This is a genomic window from Geopsychrobacter electrodiphilus DSM 16401, assembly GCF_000384395.1.
In the GTDB taxonomy this organism is placed as follows: Bacteria; Desulfobacterota; Desulfuromonadia; order Desulfuromonadales; family Geopsychrobacteraceae; genus Geopsychrobacter; species Geopsychrobacter electrodiphilus.
This window is the reverse complement of sequence record NZ_ARWE01000001.1, coordinates 3,348,688-3,368,140: the sequence shown is the minus strand read 5'-3', so window position 1 is coordinate 3,368,140 and position 19,453 is coordinate 3,348,688. Positions and strand designations below refer to the sequence as shown.

At 52.7% G+C, this 19,453-nt stretch carries 18 protein-coding genes; 13 read left to right on the top strand and 5 right to left on the bottom strand.

Annotation, left to right across the window (positions count from 1 at the left end; all coding sequences use genetic code 11):
• Positions 1-68 precede the first annotated feature (68 nt).
• The gene (locus D888_RS0115945; protein WP_020677570.1) at positions 69-893 is read left to right on the top strand and encodes a universal stress protein; all 825 of its coding nucleotides are present in this window, start codon (positions 69-71) and stop codon (positions 891-893) included.
• Positions 894-900: 7 nt separating this feature from the next.
• On the opposite strand, the gene ylqF is transcribed toward D888_RS0115945, so the two are convergent.
• The 3 genes from ylqF to D888_RS0115930 all read right to left on the bottom strand — a co-directional run bounded on the left by ylqF (position 901) and on the right by D888_RS0115930 (position 3,157).
• On the bottom strand, positions 901-1,749 hold the full coding sequence (ylqF, locus tag D888_RS0115940) for a ribosome biogenesis GTPase YlqF (RefSeq protein ID WP_020677569.1): 849 nt from the start codon (positions 1,747-1,749) through the stop codon (positions 901-903).
• A gap of 209 nt (positions 1,750-1,958) precedes the next feature.
• Positions 1,959-2,267, bottom strand: coding sequence for a rhodanese-like domain-containing protein (locus tag D888_RS0115935; protein ID WP_020677568.1), 309 nt, complete (start codon positions 2,265-2,267; stop codon positions 1,959-1,961).
• Positions 2,268-2,275: 8 nt separating this feature from the next.
• Complete coding sequence (locus D888_RS0115930) at positions 2,276-3,157, bottom strand: ATP-binding protein (protein ID WP_020677567.1); 882 nt, start codon at positions 3,155-3,157, stop codon at positions 2,276-2,278.
• Positions 3,158-3,401: 244 nt separating this feature from the next.
• Between D888_RS0115930 and D888_RS0115925 the strand changes: the two genes are divergently transcribed.
• The gene (locus D888_RS0115925; RefSeq protein ID WP_020677566.1) at positions 3,402-3,761 is read left to right on the top strand and encodes a hypothetical protein; all 360 of its coding nucleotides are present in this window, start codon (positions 3,402-3,404) and stop codon (positions 3,759-3,761) included.
• 118 nt (positions 3,762-3,879) lie between these two features.
• Here D888_RS0115925 and D888_RS0115920 read toward each other — a convergent pair whose 3' ends face one another.
• On the bottom strand, positions 3,880-4,170 hold the full coding sequence (locus D888_RS0115920; RefSeq protein WP_020677565.1) for a hypothetical protein: 291 nt from the start codon (positions 4,168-4,170) through the stop codon (positions 3,880-3,882).
• A gap of 156 nt (positions 4,171-4,326) precedes the next feature.
• Here D888_RS0115920 and D888_RS0115915 point away from each other — a divergent pair, with 156 nt between their 5' ends.
• The 10 genes from D888_RS0115915 (at position 4,327) to D888_RS0115870 (ending at position 14,058) form a co-directional block, all read left to right on the top strand.
• Positions 4,327-4,911 carry a hypothetical protein gene (locus tag D888_RS0115915; RefSeq protein WP_020677564.1) on the top strand — a complete coding sequence of 195 codons (585 nt, stop codon included), beginning with the start codon at positions 4,327-4,329 and terminating at the stop codon, positions 4,909-4,911.
• Between the two features lie 159 nt (positions 4,912-5,070).
• Positions 5,071-5,457, top strand: coding sequence for an HPF/RaiA family ribosome-associated protein (locus tag D888_RS22005; RefSeq protein ID WP_211215702.1), 387 nt, complete (start codon positions 5,071-5,073; stop codon positions 5,455-5,457).
• Between the two features lie 254 nt (positions 5,458-5,711).
• Entirely contained in the window at positions 5,712-5,987 is a 276-nt protein-coding gene (locus tag D888_RS0115905; RefSeq protein WP_020677562.1) for a hypothetical protein, read from the top strand.
• Positions 5,988-6,116: 129 nt separating this feature from the next.
• Positions 6,117-7,514, top strand: coding sequence for a sigma-54 interaction domain-containing protein (locus tag D888_RS22000; protein WP_020677561.1), 1,398 nt, complete (start codon positions 6,117-6,119; stop codon positions 7,512-7,514).
• A 203-nt stretch (positions 7,515-7,717) separates the two neighbouring features.
• Positions 7,718-9,271 (top strand): ABC transporter substrate-binding protein, encoded by a 1,554-nt coding sequence (locus D888_RS0115895; RefSeq protein WP_020677560.1) that lies wholly within the window; start codon positions 7,718-7,720, stop codon positions 9,269-9,271.
• Between the two features lie 66 nt (positions 9,272-9,337).
• Entirely contained in the window at positions 9,338-10,354 is a 1,017-nt protein-coding gene (locus tag D888_RS0115890) for an ABC transporter permease (protein WP_020677559.1), read from the top strand.
• Positions 10,354-11,241, top strand: coding sequence for an ABC transporter permease (locus D888_RS0115885; protein WP_020677558.1), 888 nt, complete (start codon positions 10,354-10,356; stop codon positions 11,239-11,241). The genes D888_RS0115890 and D888_RS0115885 overlap by 1 nt, the downstream gene beginning before the upstream one ends.
• On the top strand, positions 11,238-12,245 hold the full coding sequence (locus D888_RS0115880) for an ABC transporter ATP-binding protein (RefSeq protein WP_020677557.1): 1,008 nt from the start codon (positions 11,238-11,240) through the stop codon (positions 12,243-12,245). The genes D888_RS0115885 and D888_RS0115880 overlap by 4 nt, the downstream gene beginning before the upstream one ends.
• A complete protein-coding gene (locus tag D888_RS0115875; protein ID WP_020677556.1) occupies positions 12,242-13,204 on the top strand; it encodes an ABC transporter ATP-binding protein in 963 nt (320 codons plus the stop codon). Before D888_RS0115880 ends, D888_RS0115875 begins: the two co-directional genes overlap by 4 nt.
• Positions 13,205-13,230: 26 nt before the next feature.
• Entirely contained in the window at positions 13,231-14,058 is an 828-nt protein-coding gene (locus tag D888_RS0115870; RefSeq protein ID WP_020677555.1) for a carbon-nitrogen hydrolase family protein, read from the top strand.
• Positions 14,059-14,687: 629 nt separating this feature from the next.
• Here the strand turns inward: D888_RS0115870 and D888_RS0115860 are convergent.
• Positions 14,688-15,653: an IS30 family transposase gene (locus tag D888_RS0115860; RefSeq protein WP_020675961.1), complete on the bottom strand. Its 966-nt coding sequence runs from the start codon at positions 15,651-15,653 to the stop codon at positions 14,688-14,690.
• A gap of 208 nt (positions 15,654-15,861) precedes the next feature.
• Between D888_RS0115860 and D888_RS23340 the strand changes: the two genes are divergently transcribed.
• A complete protein-coding gene (locus tag D888_RS23340) occupies positions 15,862-19,446 on the top strand; it encodes a PAS domain S-box protein (protein ID WP_020677553.1) in 3,585 nt (1,194 codons plus the stop codon).
• Positions 19,447-19,453: the final 7 nt, after the last annotated feature.

Here is a 19,453-nt window from a genome sequence, read left to right as displayed (position 1 = left end):
ATCTGATCGATTTGCCATGAAGACGACTGCGGCGCTATGATGCGCATTTACCCGCATCCGGAGGTCTTATGAATAAACCAGTCATGCACATCTTTCGCAATACGCCGTTCGGTCGCGAAACCTTGCTCCAGACCGCCTATCTGTGTCGTCGAATGCAGCTGCCCCTTGCGGTATACCTGCCTGAATTTAAACGATTCCTGATGTATTTTGACCCCGAGGTGGTGCAGGTGGATCTGGATTCCAGTTACCTGACCGACCCCGCCACCGCCAGGGATCATATCAGCGAAATTCTGGCCTTCCATCAGGTGGAACATACCCTGGTGGTCCCGAAGGGGAAGACTGCCAGCGACCTGCCTGACCTGCCGATCCATTTCTCCCTGATGACCTGTCCGCGTTCGATGAGTGAAGACACGCGCAAGATCGCGCTGGGGGTGATCGGTTCCAAGGTGCGGCGGATTGTCCAGTCGGCACATTTTCCGATATTTCTACCGGCGCCGGTTTTTAAACCCTGGACGCGGCTTTCGGTCTTTTACGGCGGGTCGGACAATGCCGCCGGTGCCCTGCGCCTGGCGTTGGAGATAAACCGGAGGTGCAATGCGCCACTGCAAATTTTCAGTCAGGGAGACAGGATTGAACTCAAAATCCAGCTCATAAGGCAAGGGTTCGCCGAGACGCAGATTGAAGCCTTTGACTGGCAGTTTCTGGGGGATGGAGATATTTCCTCACAACTCTTCAGCATCCCCCACGATGGACTGGTGATGCTGGGCGCCTACGGTAAGGGCTCGATGCGTAAGCTCCTGTTCGGCAGCACAATGGAGAAGGTGCAGAGTGGCCTGCCGAACAGTTTGATGGTGGTGGGCCCGAAGTGCAGCTGGGTGAAAGCGGTGAGCTGAGGTTTGCTCAGGCGGCCGGTGCTTCCGCCAGGGGGGGAGTTTCTAGGCTGAGCCGGCCCAGTTGTCCGCCGCGCAGATCGCGCAGCAGCAGATCGGCGGAGCGCCGGAAATCAACCTCACCGCCGGAAATCAGGCAGCCGCGTTTACTGCCGATGGTGGCCAATAAGTCGGCCGGTTCGCCGCTCAGGTCATCGAGTTTATAGCGTTTGATCAGCAGTTGGGGGTAGGTTGCGACCAGCCATTTCAGGGCATACAGGGCGATCTCCCCCTGATCATAGGCGTTCTCGCCGATCGCGCCGCTGATCGCAAGGCGCTGCGCGCCGCCGCGCTCTTCCAGGTTCGGCCACAGAAGCCCTGGCGTGTCGGAGAGCAGAATACCGTTACGCAGGTCGATGAGCTGGTGACAGGTGGTGATCGCTGGTTTGTCGCCGACACGGGCCATTTTTTTTCCGGCCAGGGTGTTGATCATGGTCGACTTGCCGACATTGGGGATGCCGACGATCATAACCCGGATCGGGCGGCCCGGTTTGCAGCGATGCGGGACCATGCGGCGACAGAGATTTTGCAGACTGGAGGAGGCGCTGCGATTTTTGGCGGAGAGCGGCAAGGCCTTGACCCCCTCTTCTTGTTCGAAATAATTTTTCCACGCCTTGGTCACCGTCGGGTCAGCCAGGTCATCCTTGTTGAGCACGCGGATAAACGGCCGCCTTCCGCGCAGTTCCTGCAGTACGGGGTTGGCGCTGCTCTGCGGCAGGCGTGCGTCGAGGATCTCAACGATCAGGTCAATGTTCTTGACCAGATCGAGGATCAGCTCGCGTGCCTTCTTCATGTGCCCCGGATACCAGTCGATCTTCATGCGTTCTTAACTCCTGTGCAATATGTAACTGTTCAGTCCTTGCGCGGGGGGCATGTGGACAGCAGCCATTGCCTGCGTCCAACGTTGCCACTTAACTTCCCGCCAGCAACAGCTGCAGCCCACATGCTTTGCCTGTAGATCGGGGCAGGGTGTTTTTTCTTGTATGAAGTGCACCCTAACATGAACGCTTGTTCACGGCTATGAGCTTGCTACTTCTCGAGGGAAAGCCCTTTCTGCCGATAGCGGTGCATGTGCCCCTCGAGCAGTTCGCAGTTGTGATAGCCGAACAGAGCGAGCAGGCTCTTGGCTACACTGGCGCGCGGACCATGTTCGCAGGTGATCACCAGCTGGGCGGTTTTATCGTCCGGCAGCTGGCTGCGGCTAAGAATCAGTCTTGAGCTTGGCAGATGCAGGGCCCCCGGGATGTGGCCGTTACGATATTCCGGGCCACTGCGTACGTCGATAATCACTGGCGGGGTTTTGGTTTTACGCTGTTTGATCAGGGTTTCGATAGTCATAGATGCACCTATTTCAAAAGATACTTGCCGACCCAGTTCTTGCTGAACTGGAAGGCGGTGCGGCCGCAGCGTTTGGTTTTGTCGTGCGACCATTTGATCGCGGCCAGTTCGACCTCTTTGGTCATCGGGATGTCACGACCGAGTTGTTGGGCAAAGCGCTCGATACACAGTTTGACCGCTTCGACATAACGCTCCTGCGAAAAGACATGAAACGGCACCCAGAGCCCGAAACGGTCCGAGAGTGAACTCTTCTCTTCCTGAATCTCACTCTGCTGCAACTCTCCCTTCACATACTTGCCGCCCAGATGGTCCCCTTCGTATTCGGGGAGCAGGTAGCGGCGGTTGCTGGTGACGTAGATCAGTACGTTCTCCGGCGCCGAATAGACCGAGCCGTCGAGGGCGCTCTTGAGCATTTTGTAGGAGAGCTCGCCCATCTCGAAGGTCAGATCGTCACAGAGCATGATGAAGCGGTAGGGTTGATCCTCGACCGCCGCGAAAATTTCGGCGATATAGATCAGATCTTCCTTTTCGACCTGGATCACACGCAGGCCTTCGGCGGCGTATTCGTGGAGCAAGGCCTTGACGATGGATGATTTGCCCGTGCCGCGCGAACCCCAGAGCAGGGCGTTGTTGGCCGGTAAGCCCTTAAGAAACTGACGGGTGTTATTGATCATGGTTTTTTTCTGCTCTTCGACGCCGAGCAGTTGATCGAGGCGGGTCGTGTCGGTGACCTTGACCCGTTCGAGATAGCCGGAAAAGGAGTGGCGACGCCAGTTGGCCGCGTAACAGTTAGCCCAGTCGACCGGCTTGGACATTTTGGGGAGCAGCATTTCAACCGAACCGAGCACACGCTCAAGCTGGGCAATCACTTCGGGTTTGAGATTCATCATGGTTCTTTACTCTCTTTAATCTCGATCAGATAAAAATGGCAGGCAAAAAGGGGTACTGTATACGTCAGCTGCCGGCTGGGTGTCAAATATCACTGACTCCAGCTCTTGATCAATCTTGCTTCGCGATCTCTGCGGCTCAGCGCGAGGCTGATATTGTTTTTATCTGGCTGTAAACCTTTTTGTCGTTGAAGCGTCACAGCAACATAGGGCAATGACGCCAAACCATCCGACAGGAGGAATCACCATGAAGCCACAGTCAATCTTCAGCCTTGCCACCTTGCTCGCCCTGTGCCTTGCGCTTCCGGCGATCGGCTCTGCCAAAATGACCCGGGTCGAGGCGCGTAGTTTCCAGATGGACCGCCACCTCGATCAACAGGCCTATCGTCAGGATCGCCGCGCCGACCGTCAACAGTTGCACAGTGCCATGCGTACCGGTCGGCAGGAGCTGAACAATGCCGCTACGGTGCAGGAACGCCAGCAGATTCACCGCGAAATGCACGACCAGAAACATGATTATCAGGCTGACCGGCGTATCGATCGTCAAGAGTTCACTCGCGAACGGCGTCAGGATCGACAGCAGCTACGGCAGGACATCGTTGACTGATAAGTGCCGGTTTGACCTAATTAAAGAGAAAAGCCTCCCGCTTGGTACATAAAGGGAGGCTTTTCTCTTTGGCAGCGCCGGAAGTTTGATGGTCGCGGAGTGGGTTCCAGGTCGAGACTCAGGGGAGTTGGTAATCCGCGCCGGCAAACTGGATGTTCGCCGCATCGTCGCTGCGCGGCGGTGCCACCGCATGTACGCCGCCGCATGCGGGACAGCTGCCGACGAAAGTCAGCAGAGTGAAAGGGGCGCCGCATCCCTGACAGTTAGCCTTGAGCCCGCCACCGGGGATCGGCTGATCCCGTTTTCCTCCGCCGTGGGCCCGGGCGACAAAATCAACCAGGTCTCGGCCTTCGGCGAAAGGCCCGCCACCGCCATGATGATGACCACCACCGCACGCACAATTGCTCATGGTTTATACTCCTTGTAGAGATATTCGGGATATGGGGACAGTTTGAGGCGCTGTCCAGAATAACCTTCACCTTATACCGGATGGCTTGATCTGCGACATGACCCAGGTCAAAAAACTGCGGAAGTTACAAGCGATGCCGGAAGGAGTATCGGGCCCATGGAACGCAAGGAGAGAATCAAAACCGAGATCGCCCGCGAGGCGGCGCGTTTGCTCTTTGAAGAGGAGGTGCGCAGCTATCGCGACGCGCGCCGTCAGGCGATACGACATTTCGGACCAGCGGTTTCAAGCACACGCGGCGCTCATCTCCCGGAATATGCAGAAATCCACACCGAATTTGAGCATCTGCTGCGTTTTTACGGTGGGGAAACACTGGCCAGGCGCGTTCGGGAGTGGCGCTTGCTGGCGCTGAAATATCTGGAGCTGCTCGAACCTTTCCAACCCCTGCTGGTCGGTTCGGTACAGCGCGGCGAGGTGCGTGAGCTCAGCGATATCAACCTGCAGCTGTTCTGCGACAAGCCGGAAGAGGTCGGATATTTTTTTGAGCGCGAAGGGATCACTTTTGGCGAAGAGGGAGACGCCGAGCAGGTGCGGTTTTATCTGGAGGATGAGGGGGTCGAGATTGAATGCGCGGTCTATCCGCCCAATGATCGCCGTCAGCGGCCTTTTTGCCAGATTACCGGGAAGTCTCTGGAACGAGCCGATGCAAAAAAGGTGAGGGCGATGCTGGGGGAGGTTGTTTAGCAGGGATTTTGTAATTTTCTCGCGGGAAGCCCTCCGAAGCGTAATTGATGAGACGACTTGTTGGACGATTAAGGGTATAGTGGTGAGGTATCGCAATTGTTTAGGTGGAGGTATTCTGCATAAGTAGAGCACGATTAACTTCAGGAAACCAAAGAGGAGATCACCATTCAGATTCAAATAAATACCGACCGTAACATCGATGGTAACGAAGCGCTGGCAGCCTATGTCAGAGGCGAAACCGAACAGGCCCTGAGCCGGTTCAGGGATCATATCACCCGGATGGAAGTCCATCTGAGTGATGAGAACAGCGACAAAAAAAAGGGCAAAGACGGGCTGCGCTGCGTTATGGAAGCCCGACTCCAGGGGCGTCAGCCCGTTGTGGCCACTCATCAGACCACAACACTGGAACAGGCCGTCAACGGCGCAGCAGAAAAGTTATCCCGATTGATTGAGAGCACTATTGGACGGTCGCGAGATCAACGGGGCCACGGGGCTGATCCGCAGCCTTACGGGCTGGATGAACCGGAGAATGATGACGAAGAGTGATGTGTGGCAGTTGACGAATCCGCACATCAGAAAACGATAGTTTGGAGTCCGGAATCGTGAGTTTGTACCCCTATTTATAAGGGACTTAACCGTTGACTCATAAATCACCGTCTGCCAGACACCAAAACGGTCAACCCTATTTTTGCGGTTGGCCGTTCTTTATGAACCAGGGTATCTAAAAATGCGGATAAATATTTGCCGGTTGTGGGCTGAGGTCAGGTGACACAACTTATCGGACCTGGGTAATAACTTTCTTGACCAACATCACTGGCTGCCCACCAACAACAGAAGAATCTGAAAAGGTCCAATTTCCCAACACCCTCTTTCCTGCTTCGTTGGGTGTTGAAATGCATTTACAGGCGAAAAGTCATTCTGCCTTTCGGATTGTTTCCGGCAATAATTATATTGCGCCTGCCGAGCGGTCGATGACATTGGCACCGATCAATAGCGTCGTTAAAGCAGAAAGGCATTACACCAGACGCTTCGCCGTGATCTTCTTTGTCGGCGACCTGGCAATGAGTTTTAGCTAGTTAATTCCCGATCTGGTCAATGCCCCCTTCCGTTGTGCCTTCTCTAGAAAAAATAATTATTGAGCAGACAACCCCTGTGATAGGGTTGGGATTATTCATTTATGAATAAATTCAACCCGAGGTGAAAAAATGACACTATCCCTGAAAGAGGCGCTGGGTGCAGATGCGCTTGGAGACGTTGAAGAAATTTTTGATGCTACCAGTACTGGGTTATGGCTTTGTGACGCGACTCCGCGTCTGCTATGGATCAATCGAGCAGTCGAGAGTCTGAATGACATCAAGCGAGAAGACGTTTGCGGCAGGACCGTCGAAGAATTGCAGGGCCGGGGTAATTACGATCAATCCGTCACCAAGAAGGTGCTGATCGGACGTGAGCCGGTGGCAATTATTCAGACAGTTCGCTCTGGGAGATCCCTGTTGGTTAACGGTGTCCCGATCTTCGGTGATGATGGCGAAATCCGTTATGTTGTAGGCACTGAGAGGGACGTGACTGAGCTTAATATGTTGCGAGAAGAGCTGGAGAAAAAACAGCAACTTAATCGTAAAATCCAGTCAGAGTTGTTGATGATGAAGATGCGCGAACTCAAGAGCCATGAAATCGTTGCAGAGAGCGAAGAGATGAAGCGAGTTTTGGAAACTGCTTTTCGGGTCGCTGATTTCGACACCACGATTCTGGCAACCGGGCCGTCTGGTGTGGGTAAGAGTCTCATTGCCCAGGTCATCCACGATAGCTCCAGGCGCAAAGATAAACCGTTCTTATCGCTCAACTGTGGCGCGCTCCCACAGACGCTGGTTGATGCCGAACTCTTCGGTTATGTCGGCGGGGCTTTTACCGGGGCCCAAAAAGGAGGCAAGCCGGGACTGATTGAGGCCGCGGACGGCGGGACATTATTTCTCGACGAGATTGATGCCTTCCCCCTTGAGGTGCAGGTTAAGCTGCTGACATTCCTCGACACGCGACGTTTTATCCGCGTTGGCGCGACCAAATTCCAGCAGGTTGACATCCGCCTGCTGGCAGCTACTAACAAGGATTTGGAGACTCTGGTTCGTCAAGGACTTTTCCGCGAGGATTTGTGGTTTCGCTTAAATATTGTACAGATTGACATTCCGCCACTCGCTGAGCGCCGCGCCGATATTCCCCTCCTGGCGACCAATATCCTCGAAAATCTGCGAAAGCGTTACGGTGTGCGTCGAACCCTGTCGCCGCGTGTGATGGAATTGCTGTGCAATTATGATTTCCCCGGCAACGTGCGTGAAATTAACAATATTCTCGAACGGGCCTTTGTGCTTTGTCGCGGAGAGCAAATCAGGATTGGTGATCTGCCTGCCGAGATTCGTGACAAGGGACAGGTAAAGAGGCTTCCGGGCAGTCAAGTGACATTGAAGGAGGCGGTTACAGAGGTCGAGAGGGCTTGGCTTGAAAGAGCCTCAATGAAATTTTCCCGACAGGTAGACATGGCAGACTATCTTGGCATTTCGCAGCCATCAGTCGTGAGGTTGATCAAGAAGCATGGGTTGAAGTTGTAATTATTTATAAATGAATAAAAATGAGTTTATTTATTCGGTATCGAATAAATTTTCAGGTCATTGAATCGGTTAATATTCCATAACACCCTGTTTTTAAAAGAGTACTAACAGTGTTTTAATCTTGGCATAGCCATTGCTCTTTTGTCTTCGCATCTTTCTCAAGTTACATGTCAAAAAATCTAACTGAATAGGGAGTAACGTCGATGCTGAGTTTACGAAAGTTGTTTTTTGGAGTTTTTGCTCTGGTTGCAGTATTGGGCATGTCGGGGAACGTTTTTGCCGCTCCGGCGAAAAATACGGTGACCTATGCAATGTATGCCGATATGAAAGACTGGGATCCTGCAATTGCCTTTTCCATGGAAGTGGTGATGCTGGTTAACGTTTATGAGCCACTACTCTGGTACAACCCGCCAGGCTCCAAGGACCAATTCACTCCGGCACTGGCAACCGATTGGTCGGTCAGCGAAGATGGACTCGTCTGGACCTTCAACCTGCGCAAAGGCGTTAAATTTCACGATGGGGAGCCGATGAATGCCGCCGCTGCCAAGTTCTCGATTGAGCGCACCATGGCCATGAAGAAGGGTGCTTATTACATCTGGTCTGGCGTCACTGAAATCACCGCTCCCAGCGAGTACACCTTGGTGATTAAAACCAAGAATCCGCTACCGATCGACCTGATCGCCTCTTCACAGTACGGTAGCTACATTTATTCGCCCAAGGCCGCAGAGAAAGGCACCGATTGGTTCAATCTTGGCAACGATGCCGGTACCGGTCCCTATTACGTGCGTCAATGGGTCAAGGGGCAGCATGTCGTTCTGGAAAAGAATGCCGATTATTGGGGTGGCTGGAGAAAGGATAACTTTGATCGGGTTCTGTTGAAGGTTGTTAACGAAAATGCCACTCAGGTGCAGATGCTAAAATCAGGGGAAGCAGACTTTATCTCTCTGGTTCCGGCCGATGCTGTTGCTACGCTGAACAAGCAGCCCGGGATTACGGCAGAGGCTGTTGCCTCCTGGAAAAATTCACAGTTCCTGATCAACACCAAAATTTACCCGACCGACAACAAGAGGTTCCGTCAGGCGCTGACGCATCTTTGGGATTATAAGACAGTTGTGCAGGATATTTATGCCGGACAAGCTGAAGTTGCTAAAGGGGTGATCCCGGCCAGTCTCTGGGGGCACAACCCCAATCTGAAGACGCCGGATTTCGATCCCGCCAAAGCGCTGAAGCTGTTGCAAGAGTCGGGAATTCCGAAAAAGGACTGGAAGGTTACCATGGCCTATATCGGCACCTCTGAAGAGTATAAAAACTCTGCTCTGCTGTTTCAGGAGATAAGTCGTCAGGTCGGCTTGACGGTTGAGTTGATTCCTGGCGAATGGGGTGTCCTCTGGTCGAATGCGAAAAAACTGGACACCGCTCCCAATCTGCAGTCGATGACCTGGTGGCCGACCTATCCGACGCCCAACGATTGGCTGACGGGACTGTTTCACACCGAGAAGAAGACGCTTTTCAACCTGTCGCACTATTCCAATCCGGTTTACGACAAGTTGATCGATGACGGTGCCGCGCTAGAAGGTTCGGACCGGGCCCAAGCGATCGCCAACTATGAAAAGGCGCAACAAATCTTGATCGATGACGCAACAGCGATCTTCTATGCCGATATCAAGAAACGCATTGCGCGGCGGAGTAATATCAGCGGTTTAGTGGTTAATCCCGCCTATGACGGTGTGTTCTTTTATCAGTTGTCGCGCAAGTAAATAACTCGCTGCTCTCCCTCCTCTGTTGGCGGAGGGGGAGAGCAGCGACTCGATGAGGATGCTGTTTTGCTCGCATATATCGGTCGACGCTTATTGATGATGGTCGGAATTTTGATCGGTGTGGTTGCAGTCACGTTTGCGCTGAGTCACATCCTGCCGGGTTCTCCGGTTGAACTGATGCTGGGGCATCGGCCAACCCCGGAACAGATCGAAGCGGCGAAAAGGGCCTTGGGTCTCGATCAACCGATGTGGCAGCAGTTTTACAACTATCTGGTTGCTGCATTACAGGGTGATTTTGGTACCAGCCTACGCTCTGGTCAGCCAGTCTTGAGTGAAATTGGCGCCCGCATGGCCGCCACCTTTGAACTGACAACTTTGGCGGTCATTATCGTGGTCATAGTCGGGGTCCCATTGGGGGTTCTCTCGGCAGTCAAACAGAACTCAATGGTTGATCATGCGGGTCGCTCTATCTCCATCGCCGGGGTGGCTCTGCCGGTCTTTCTTATCGGGATGATGCTGCAGATGTTGTTTTACGGCCAACTCGGCTGGTTTCCACTGCAGGGGCGTATCAACAGCGAGGTGATGCTCGATTATCCCTTTCATAATACCACTGGTCTCTATCTCATCGACTCCTTCTTATCAGGTCAATGGGTGGCACTGCTCAGTTCTTTTCAACATCTGGTATTGCCGGTGCTGACTTTGGCGATTGCTTCACTGGCGGTGGTTACCCGGATTACGCGTAACACTATGATCGAGGTATTGGGTGAGGACTATATCAAGACCGCTCTCGCCTATGGGATTCCGCTACGTAAAATTCATTATCGTTTTGCCTTCAAAGCAACCATGATTCCCATGCTGACGGTTATCGGTCTGACTTATGGTTTTATGCTTGGAGGGTCGGTAGTAGTTGAGTACGTTTTCGATTGGCCGGGTCTGGGCAGCTATGTGGTCGGCGCAATAACTAAAAATGATTTCCCCTCGGTGATGGGCGTAACCCTGTTTCTTGCGACCCTGTATCTCAGCATCAATCTGATCGTCGACCTGCTCTATTATGTTGTCGATCCACGTTTAAGGGCTTCTTGATGAGTATGACTGAAGTCGCACCCGCTGTTTTTGTCCGCGCGAGCGGGATGCGTAAGCTGACTTATTTTGCTTCGCAGCATCTCCTGTTTGTCGTCGGTGTGGCGATATTTTGCGCGGTAGCTCTCTGTGCCGTTCTGGCTCCGTGGCTGGCACCCTACGATCCGCACGCTATTAATTTCAGTGATAAGTTGATGGCTCCCGGAATGCGCCACTTCATGGGCACTGATGCCTTGGGGCGCGATCTGTTTTCCCGCGTCCTCTTTGGGGCTCAGAAGTCGTTGATGATCGGAGTGGTTGTGCTGGCGGTCTCTATGGTGATCGGGGTTCCCATTGGTTTGCTTGCTGGTTATTTCGGCGGGAAAGTCGATACCCTCCTGATGCGGTTCTCCGATATTTTTCTTGCCTTTCCACCCCTGTTGCTGCCGATTGCAATTACCGCCGCCCTGGGGAGCGGATTGACCAATGCCATGCTGGCGTTGGCGATCTCCTGGTTTCCCTGGTACGCACGAATTATGCGTGGCTCGGTGATGACGGTGAAACGCAACCTATATATCGATTCCGCCCGTGCCATGGGAGTAGGGCATATCCGTATTATGTTGCGACATGCCCTGCCAAATTCGTTGACCCCATCAATCGTTCAGGCCTCGATGGATTTTGGTTACGCCATTCTGGCGGCAGCCTCTCTTAGTTTTATCGGGATTGGTGCTAAGCCTCCAACGATCGAATGGGGATTGATGGTGGCCCTGTCGCGCTCCAAGTTTCTCGACTATTGGTGGACAGCTGCGGCCCCCGGCTTGGCCATCTTCCTGACGGTGTTGTCGATCAATCTGGTGGGTGATGGCATTCGTGACATGCTCGATCCAAAACATCGGGGAGAGCATTTATGAGTGAGCCCATTCTTGAAATCAACGATCTTTATGTCGATTTCCCCGGCCTCGAACGAACTGTTCAGGCCGTGCGGGGCTGTTCCCTGAGGATCGAAAAAGGGACCGTTCTCGGGCTGGTTGGCGAATCCGGGAGTGGCAAATCGATTACCGCGCAAACCTGCCTGGGCCTTCTGCCCCAATCGGCTCGGGTCAGGGGGGATGTCAAGGTCACCGGTATTCAGGCAGTTCACGCCACCCCAAAGGAACTCTTCCGTTTGCGGGGCGGGGTTGCCTCAATGATCTTTCAGAATCCGGCAACCTCGATGAATCCGTTCTTTACGGTGGGGCGACAGATGGTGGAAGCCCTGAACTGTCATCTGCCAGGCGATAAAGCGGAAATTCATCAAGCCGTGATTGAGTCCCTGCAGATGGTTCACATGCCCGATCCGAAGTTGGTGTTCAACCGGTATCCGCATCAAATGTCGGGCGGTCAACTCCAGCGGGTGATGATTGCCATGGCCATCGCCTGCCGTCCGCAGTTACTGATTGCCGATGAACCAACCACCGCACTGGACGTCACCATCCAGGCGCAGATCATCTGTTTGTTGCGCGAGATGGTCGACACCCTCGGCTTGACGGTGCTCTTTATCACCCATGATCTGGGCGTCGTTGCTTCACTCTGTGACCGGGTGGCGGTGATGTATGCCGGTCAGGTGGTCGAAAGCGGTTCCTTGGAAAAGGTCTTTGAGTCGGCGGCTCATCCTTATACCGCAAAACTGCTGCAAACCGTACCGGCGCTCGGCGGTAACGATCATCGTCTGGATTATATCCGTGGCAATGTCCCCGATATGGCGTTTCCTCCCTCGGGTTGTGCGTTCCATGAGCGTTGCGAGAGGGCACAAGAGCGCTGCACGCAGCAGATGCCGGCGACGCAAGGATTAACCCAAGGTTCAACTGTTCGTTGTCACTATCCGAAGCGTGATGTCTCCCCCAAGAACACTGCAAACATTGGAGGGACAGCATGACAGCCTTACTCAATGTTACTGACCTTAAAAAGACTTTTGAAACGAAGAAAGGGGTCGTCACGGCCGTTGAGGATGTCTCTTTTGTGGTCGAGAGTGGCAAAACCCTTGCCTTGGTCGGCGAATCAGGTTGCGGCAAAAGCACCGTTGCTCAGACCCTGCTGCATCTCCTTAAGCCCGATGGTGGCAAAGTGATTTTTGAAGGTGTTGATCTGGCAAATATGGGCAACAAGACCATGCGCAAGTTACGCCAGAACATGAGCATCGTATTTCAAAATCCTTATTCGTCGCTCAATCCGAAGATGCGAGTTTTCAAGATCGTTGGTGAACCGCTGCAAACGGCTTACAAGATACGTGGACAGGCCTTGCGTGAACGGGTTGAACAATTGCTCTGCGATGTCGGGCTGGGGCCGCAGCACATGGATCGCTACCCGCATGAATTCTCGGGCGGTCAGCGCCAGCGCATCGCAATTGCCCGTGCTCTGGCCTTAGAGCCGAAGCTGTTGATTCTCGATGAACCGACGGCCGCCCTTGATGTTTCTGTTCAGGCTCAGGTTCTTAACCTGCTCCTTGATCTGCAGGATAAAACCGGCATCAGTTATCTGTTCATCTCCCATGATTTGGCAACCGTCGAATATATCGCTGACGAAATTGTCGTCATGTATCTGGGGCGGATTGTTGAGCAGGGGCCAGTTCCCGAGATTTTCAGTGCACCGCAGCACCCCTACACCAAGGCTTTGCTGACGGCGATCCCTACCATTGATCTGAAAAAGCGCGGCAAGTTACAACCCTTGACCGGGGAGATTCCCAGCCCCCTGAATCGACCGGTTGGCTGTGCCTTTCAAACCCGTTGCCCCAAGGTTCAGGATCACTGCCGCAAAGTGGTCCCGGTGTGTGTATCAAACGGCACCAGCCGTTCGGTCGCATGTTTTTATCCATTGTCAAAAGAGGCGAGTCAATGACGAATTTCGCTATTGCAGGAATACAAATGGAGGTCCGCTCAGGGGATAACCTTGAAGCGATGAAAGCTCAACTTGAGCGCACCATGGCACGTTATCCCTGGGTGCAGATGGTCCTGTTTGGCGAACTTTGTGCTTTTGGCCCGGATATAGCCCGAGCACAGCCTATGCCGGGTGCCGCAGAACAATATTTCTGCGCTTTAGCCCAAGAGTATGGTATCTGGCTAATTCCCGGGTCGTTTAACGAACTGTCGGGTGACATCGTCTACAACACTGCACCGGTTATTAGCCCGGCCGGTGCAGTGGTGACCAGGCATCGAAAGATCTATCCTTTTTTGCCTTATGAAAAAGGGATCGCAGGTGGAACTGAATGTACGGTTTTCGATATCCCTGAGGTTGGACGCTTCGGCCTGTCGATCTGTTATGACATGTGGTTCCCTGAAACAACCCGAAGCATGGTCGCAATGGGTGCAGAGGTCATTCTACATCCGACCATGACCAACACCTCGGACCGGGAACTGGAACTTTCTATCGCCAGAACCAGTGCCGCGGTAAATCAATGCTATTTCTGTGATGTCAACAATGTCGGCGAACTCGGATACGGCCGTTCGGTAATCGTTGGTCCCGAAGGGGATGTAATTTACCAGGCGCAATCAGGTCCAGAAACAATTGTCTTCGAAATTGATTTAAAGCGAGTGCGTCGGGTGCGCGAGCGGGGCCTGCTGGGACTGGGGCAGCCACTTAAAAGTTTTCGAGATGCTCTGGTTAGATATCCAATCTACACGCAAAATGCGGCGACAGATTGCGCATTGAAAAATCTTGGGCCACTCGAATTGCCGCGTCGGGAGCGAAAATGACAATTGATTAAGTAGCAATTGGCGACAGTTGCTACTTAATTCACATTCCCGTAAATCAGGGGCTTCAATAAGTTCAGGTCCTCTCAGTTTTTTAGCCTGCAAAAACAATGCGCCACATAAGCCAAGATATTTCCCCGCAATCTGTGAAGAGTTCAATTTTTCCTGAGGAATTTTCCGCCCAAAATCAAACGCGAGCTTCTGGTCCTCTGTATCGGGCCCGGCCTTTGGCAGGAGGTCTGACAGGAGTCGAGTAAGAATGTTCCCCGATAAAGGCACCTGCGGTGATGGCCTGAAAACCCTTCGCAGTGCTGACATCAGGCAGCTCGACCAGTGCACCTTTAAACTCCCGGTTGCCATAAAGTGCGACAAGAATTGCAGGCACTCCCTTTCAATTGATCTCAGCCATACGCGTCAAAAAAAGTTCCGGTACCCGCCCGACAGGGTCAGGTCATAGGGAATCACCTCTTTGTGCAAACTCCAATCTGAAAGAAGATCATATGTTTTGTCGATGTTTCTAGCCAAAGTGGGCATCAGCCTCCAAATACCAACCATGATCCCAAATTACCATATTGTTGACTTCTCTAATTTTTTTAAAATCCTTAGATATCTGTTTCTTTTGTTTGGCGGATTCAATTCGCTAGTGCAACCGGTGGATTGATTCCAAAAAATACCTGATTGGGGGTTTTAAATCCAAGGCATTTTCTGGGGCGGTTGTTGAGTTTGTTCATCACTCTCTGAATCTCTTCGTCAGTCACTTCAGCGAGATCCTTGCCTTTTGGGAAGAACTGGCGAATAAGGCCATTGGTGTTCTCGTTTAAGCCGCGTTCCCACGAATGATAAGGGTGCGCAAAATAACCGCTAGACTGAAGCATCTCGTCAATGTCCAGATGCAAGGCAAACTCTTTCCCGTTGTCGTAAGTCAACGTTTTCACGTGTGAGGCCAGCGGTAGTAATCGTTTCACTATGACAGCCCGAACCTTTTTTGCTGTCCGATCGGGTGCCTTGCCAATCATGCTCCAACGGGTCTTGCGTTCCACGAGGGTAACCAAAACAGCGCTGCCTTGTTTGCCAATGACCGTATCGGCTTCCCAATCACCGACTCGACTCCGTTCGTTGACCACCTCTGGTCGTTCGTCGATCGAAACGCGCCCTTTGAGCTGGCCACGACGATCTGGCGCACCGTAACGCTTTTTACGTTGTTTCTGACAGCGCAGATATCGGTAGATGTCACCACCAGCCCGCTTGTCACGAAGAACATATTGATAAATCCACTCGGGACTAACATGGAGACATTCTTCCTGCCGCAGCCAATAGCTGACCTGCTCTGGACTCCAGTATTCGCGGGTCAACTGCTCGACGCGCGCCCAGGACTCGCGAGTGATACGGCAAGTGACCTTTTCCTGACGACGACTTACAGCAAGACCATCAGCCTGCTTGGGTCTGTAGCCTCTCAACCCACAATTGCGTGCCATCTCCCGGCCAATGGTGGATTTATGGCGGCCAAGAACCTTGGCCATTTGCGCCTTCGATTGACCGGCTGTTTTCAAGGCGGAAATCTGATATCTTTCTTCTCGGGTAAGCTGTGTGTAGTGCATCATCGCGCTCCTCTAACTTTGGTCGGTGAAAGAAGCCGTGAGCCTACCGCAGCTTATCCTTCAAACCAAACTATTAGAGTTGCACTTACAACTTGAATCCGGGTTTGGTTTTTCTCATATATAAACAGGTTAATAAAAAATAAATTCTACCCCTATCGAATGCGCCTTCCAAAACCGGACAGAATCTGGCTCCCAGGGAGTTTTAGCAATGGCCGAAATTGAACAGCAATATAAGGCTATGTTCGAGAACATGGCTCAAGGTGCATTTTTTGTCGGAGGCGATGGATATCCCTTCGATGTCAATCCGGCCGCGCTGGTGATGCTCGGACTAACCCGTGACCAGTTTATGGGGCGCGTCTCCTGTGATTCTGCCTGGCAAATGATAACCAAGGATGGGACCATCCTTGGTCATGAACACTACCCCTCAGTAGTTGCGCTGCGAACCGGACAGCCCGTGCGCGATTTCATGGCCGGGGTCTTTGTTCCACACCGCAACCAATATGTCTGGCTGAAAATCAACGCCATTCCCGTACTCAAAGAGTCCTGTGACAGACCCGATCAGGTGTTCGTGACTCTTCATGATATCTCGAGGCAGAAAAGGATGAATGAGGTCCATGCTGCGCGTCTTCTTCTGATGCAGTTTGCCTTATCCCACTCTCTTGAAGAACTGCTCGTCGAGACTCTTGATCAATTGGAGAACCTCACGGGCAGCACGATCGGCTTCTACCATTTCTACGATGAGACTACAAAAATCATTACCCTCAAGGAATGGTCCACCAGAACGGCAACAGAGTTTTGCCATATGGACGGGCTGGAAGGGCATTACAGTCTCGATGAGGCCGGTGTCTGGGCGGACTGTGTGCGAACCCGCCAGCCAATTGTTCACAATGATTATGCCGCGCTCACTCATCGAAGTGACCTCCCCGAGGGGCATGCTTCGGTGATTCGAGAACTGGTCGTGCCAGTCAAACGCCATGATCGAATTGTGGCCATCATGGGCGTTGGCAATAAACCCCAAGATTATTCTGAAGCGGATATTGAAACAGTTTCCCTGTTCGCCGATCTGGCCTGGGATATCGCCGAGCATAAACTCGCTGATGAGGTGTTGAGGCAAAGTGAGCTGAAGTTTAAGGGGCTTTTTGAGAGCAGTCCCGACGCGGTCTTCTTGACCATACCCGATGGACGGATCACCGATTGCAACCCCGCCGCCTGCGAAATGTTTGGATGGACAAGAGAGGAGATGCTTCAGCGTACCCGTGCCGGGATTCTTGATGAGAGTGACCCACGACTCCCTATGGGTCTTCAAGAGCGGCAGCAAGCAGGGAAAGTGCAGGGCTATGAAATTACCGCAATTCGCAAAAACGGTGAAAAATTCCCCGTCGAAGTGGATTCGGTAGTTTTCGACCAGGATAATGCCTCATCTCGATCTTTTGTCATAATGCGGGATATCTCCGCCCGTAAACGGGCACAGGAGGAATTGCAGGTTTACAAAAATATCACCTCAAATTCCGAAGATCTTGTGTCGCTGGTTGACCGTAACTACCGTTACCGGATGGTCAATGAGGCCTACCTCCGGTTACACAACAAATCTCACCGGGAAATCGTCGGGCATACCGTTGTCGAGATGATAGGCGAGAGGGCTTTTAAGGAGATTGTTAAAGCGCAGATAGATCGCTGCCTGGCTGGAGAGATCGTCCGCTACCAGACCTGGATTGATTTCCCCCAGGCAGGCAGACGATGTTTCGATCTCGCATATACTCCCTATGTTGAAAATGGCTCAATAGCGGGTGTTACAGTTGCCGGACGAGACATCACTGAAATAAAAAAGGTCGAAGAACAATATCAATACACCCAGGCAATTCTACAGGCAGCCATGGACCAGAGTCCTGCCGGTATTGCCATTGCTGAAGCGCCAGATGGCCGTTTGAGCTATGTCAACGATGCGGGACTGTTGATCCGGGGTAGTGACCGGCAAACCGTGGTAGATGGGGTCGGCCTGGATCAGTACGTGGCGAGTTGGCAACTGCTTGATCTGGACGGAAGGCCGTTAACAACAGATGAAGTGCCCCTGGCTCGGGCGGTCCTGTTCGGTGAAACCTGCCACCGGGAATTCATCATTCGCCGCGACCAGGGTGATGACCATATCGTTTCGGCCAATGCCGCCCCGATCAAGAATGAAGCTGGTGAAGTGACGGCAGCCATCGTCGTCTTCACAGATATCACCGAACAAAAACACGCCGAAGGGCAGACCCGAAACCTTACCCAACGTCTGCTTCTCGCTACCTCATCAGCGAAATTGGGAATCTGGGACTGGGACATCCCCGAGAACAGCATGATCTGGGACGAGCGGATGTTTGAGCTGTACGGAATTCGCCCCGAGGAGTCGCCTAATAATGTTGATGCCTGGATGAATGGTCTCCACCCGGAAGATAAAGAGGCCGCCGTTGCAGCCTGTCAGGCTGCCGTGAACGGCGGACCGGAGTTCGACACTGCATTCCGCGTCTGCCATCCCGATGGAAAGGTCAGGCATTTGAAGGCCAACGCTTTGGTTGTCAGGGGAGCCGATGGCCAGGCAGAGCGCATGATCGGTATCAACGCAGATATAACCGACCAGAAACTGGCGGAGAACGAACGTGAGCGGCTGGAAAGTCAGCTTCTTCAGGCGCAGAAAATTGAATCCATCGGCCAGCTCGCAGGCGGGGTCGCCCATGATTTTAATAACATGTTGGGCGTGATTTTAGGTCATGCGGAAATGGCCCTGAGAAAAGAGGGCCAGGGTAAGTGCGTAACCACTAACCTTGAGCAGATTCGTCTGGCCGCTAAACGTTCCGCAGATTTAACCCGGCAACTGTTGACCTTTGCCCGCAAGCAGACTATTACCCCTAAAATTCTCGATTTAAATGATACGGTGGCGGGAACGCTCAAAATGCTGCAGCGCTTGATTGGCGAGAATATCCGCCTCTCCTGGAGCCCGAAATCCGACCTCTGGACAACCAAGGTCGATCCCTCCCAGATGGATCAAATCCTGGCCAACCTCTGCGTTAATGCCCGTGATGCGATCGCTGGTAGTGGCAACATCAGCATTCAGACCGGCAATGCCTCCATCGATAAAGCTTATTGCATGGCACGCCCCTATGAACTTTATCCCGGGGATTATGTCCAGCTCTCCGTCAGCGATGATGGATGTGGCATGCCCAAGGAGGTTCAGGATCACATCTTTGAACCATTTTTTACCACCAAGGAAATTGGTTACGGGACGGGTCTGGGTCTGGCTACAGTCTATGGTGCCGTAAAGCAGAATCATGGATTTATCACTCTTTACAGTGAGCCCGGGGTTGGGACGACATTTAATATCTACTTCCCGCGCGAGATGGACGCCGCCGAAACGCCAGCAAGTCCACAAGAGCAAGAACTCGCGGGTGGAACTGAAACCATTCTGTTGGTGGAAGATGATGAGATGTTGCTTCAAATGGGGATGGTCATGCTGGAAGGCTGTGGGTATCAGGTTCTTCCGGCGTCATCGGCAGGGGCTGCTCTGGCTTTGGTCCAAAAACACCCTGGTGCGATTGCTCTCCTGATTTCGGACGTGATCATGCCTGGAATGAATGGCAGGGAATTGTCTGAGAAAATACTGGCCCTTCATCCAGAAATTAAAGTCTTATTCGTTTCAGGGTACACCGCAGATATTATTTCCAAACAAGGGATCGTCGATAATTATATCCACTTTCTTCAAAAACCTGTCTCCCTGGAGACATTTGCTGGAAAAGTGAGGGAGGTTCTCGATCAAATTTGATGTAACT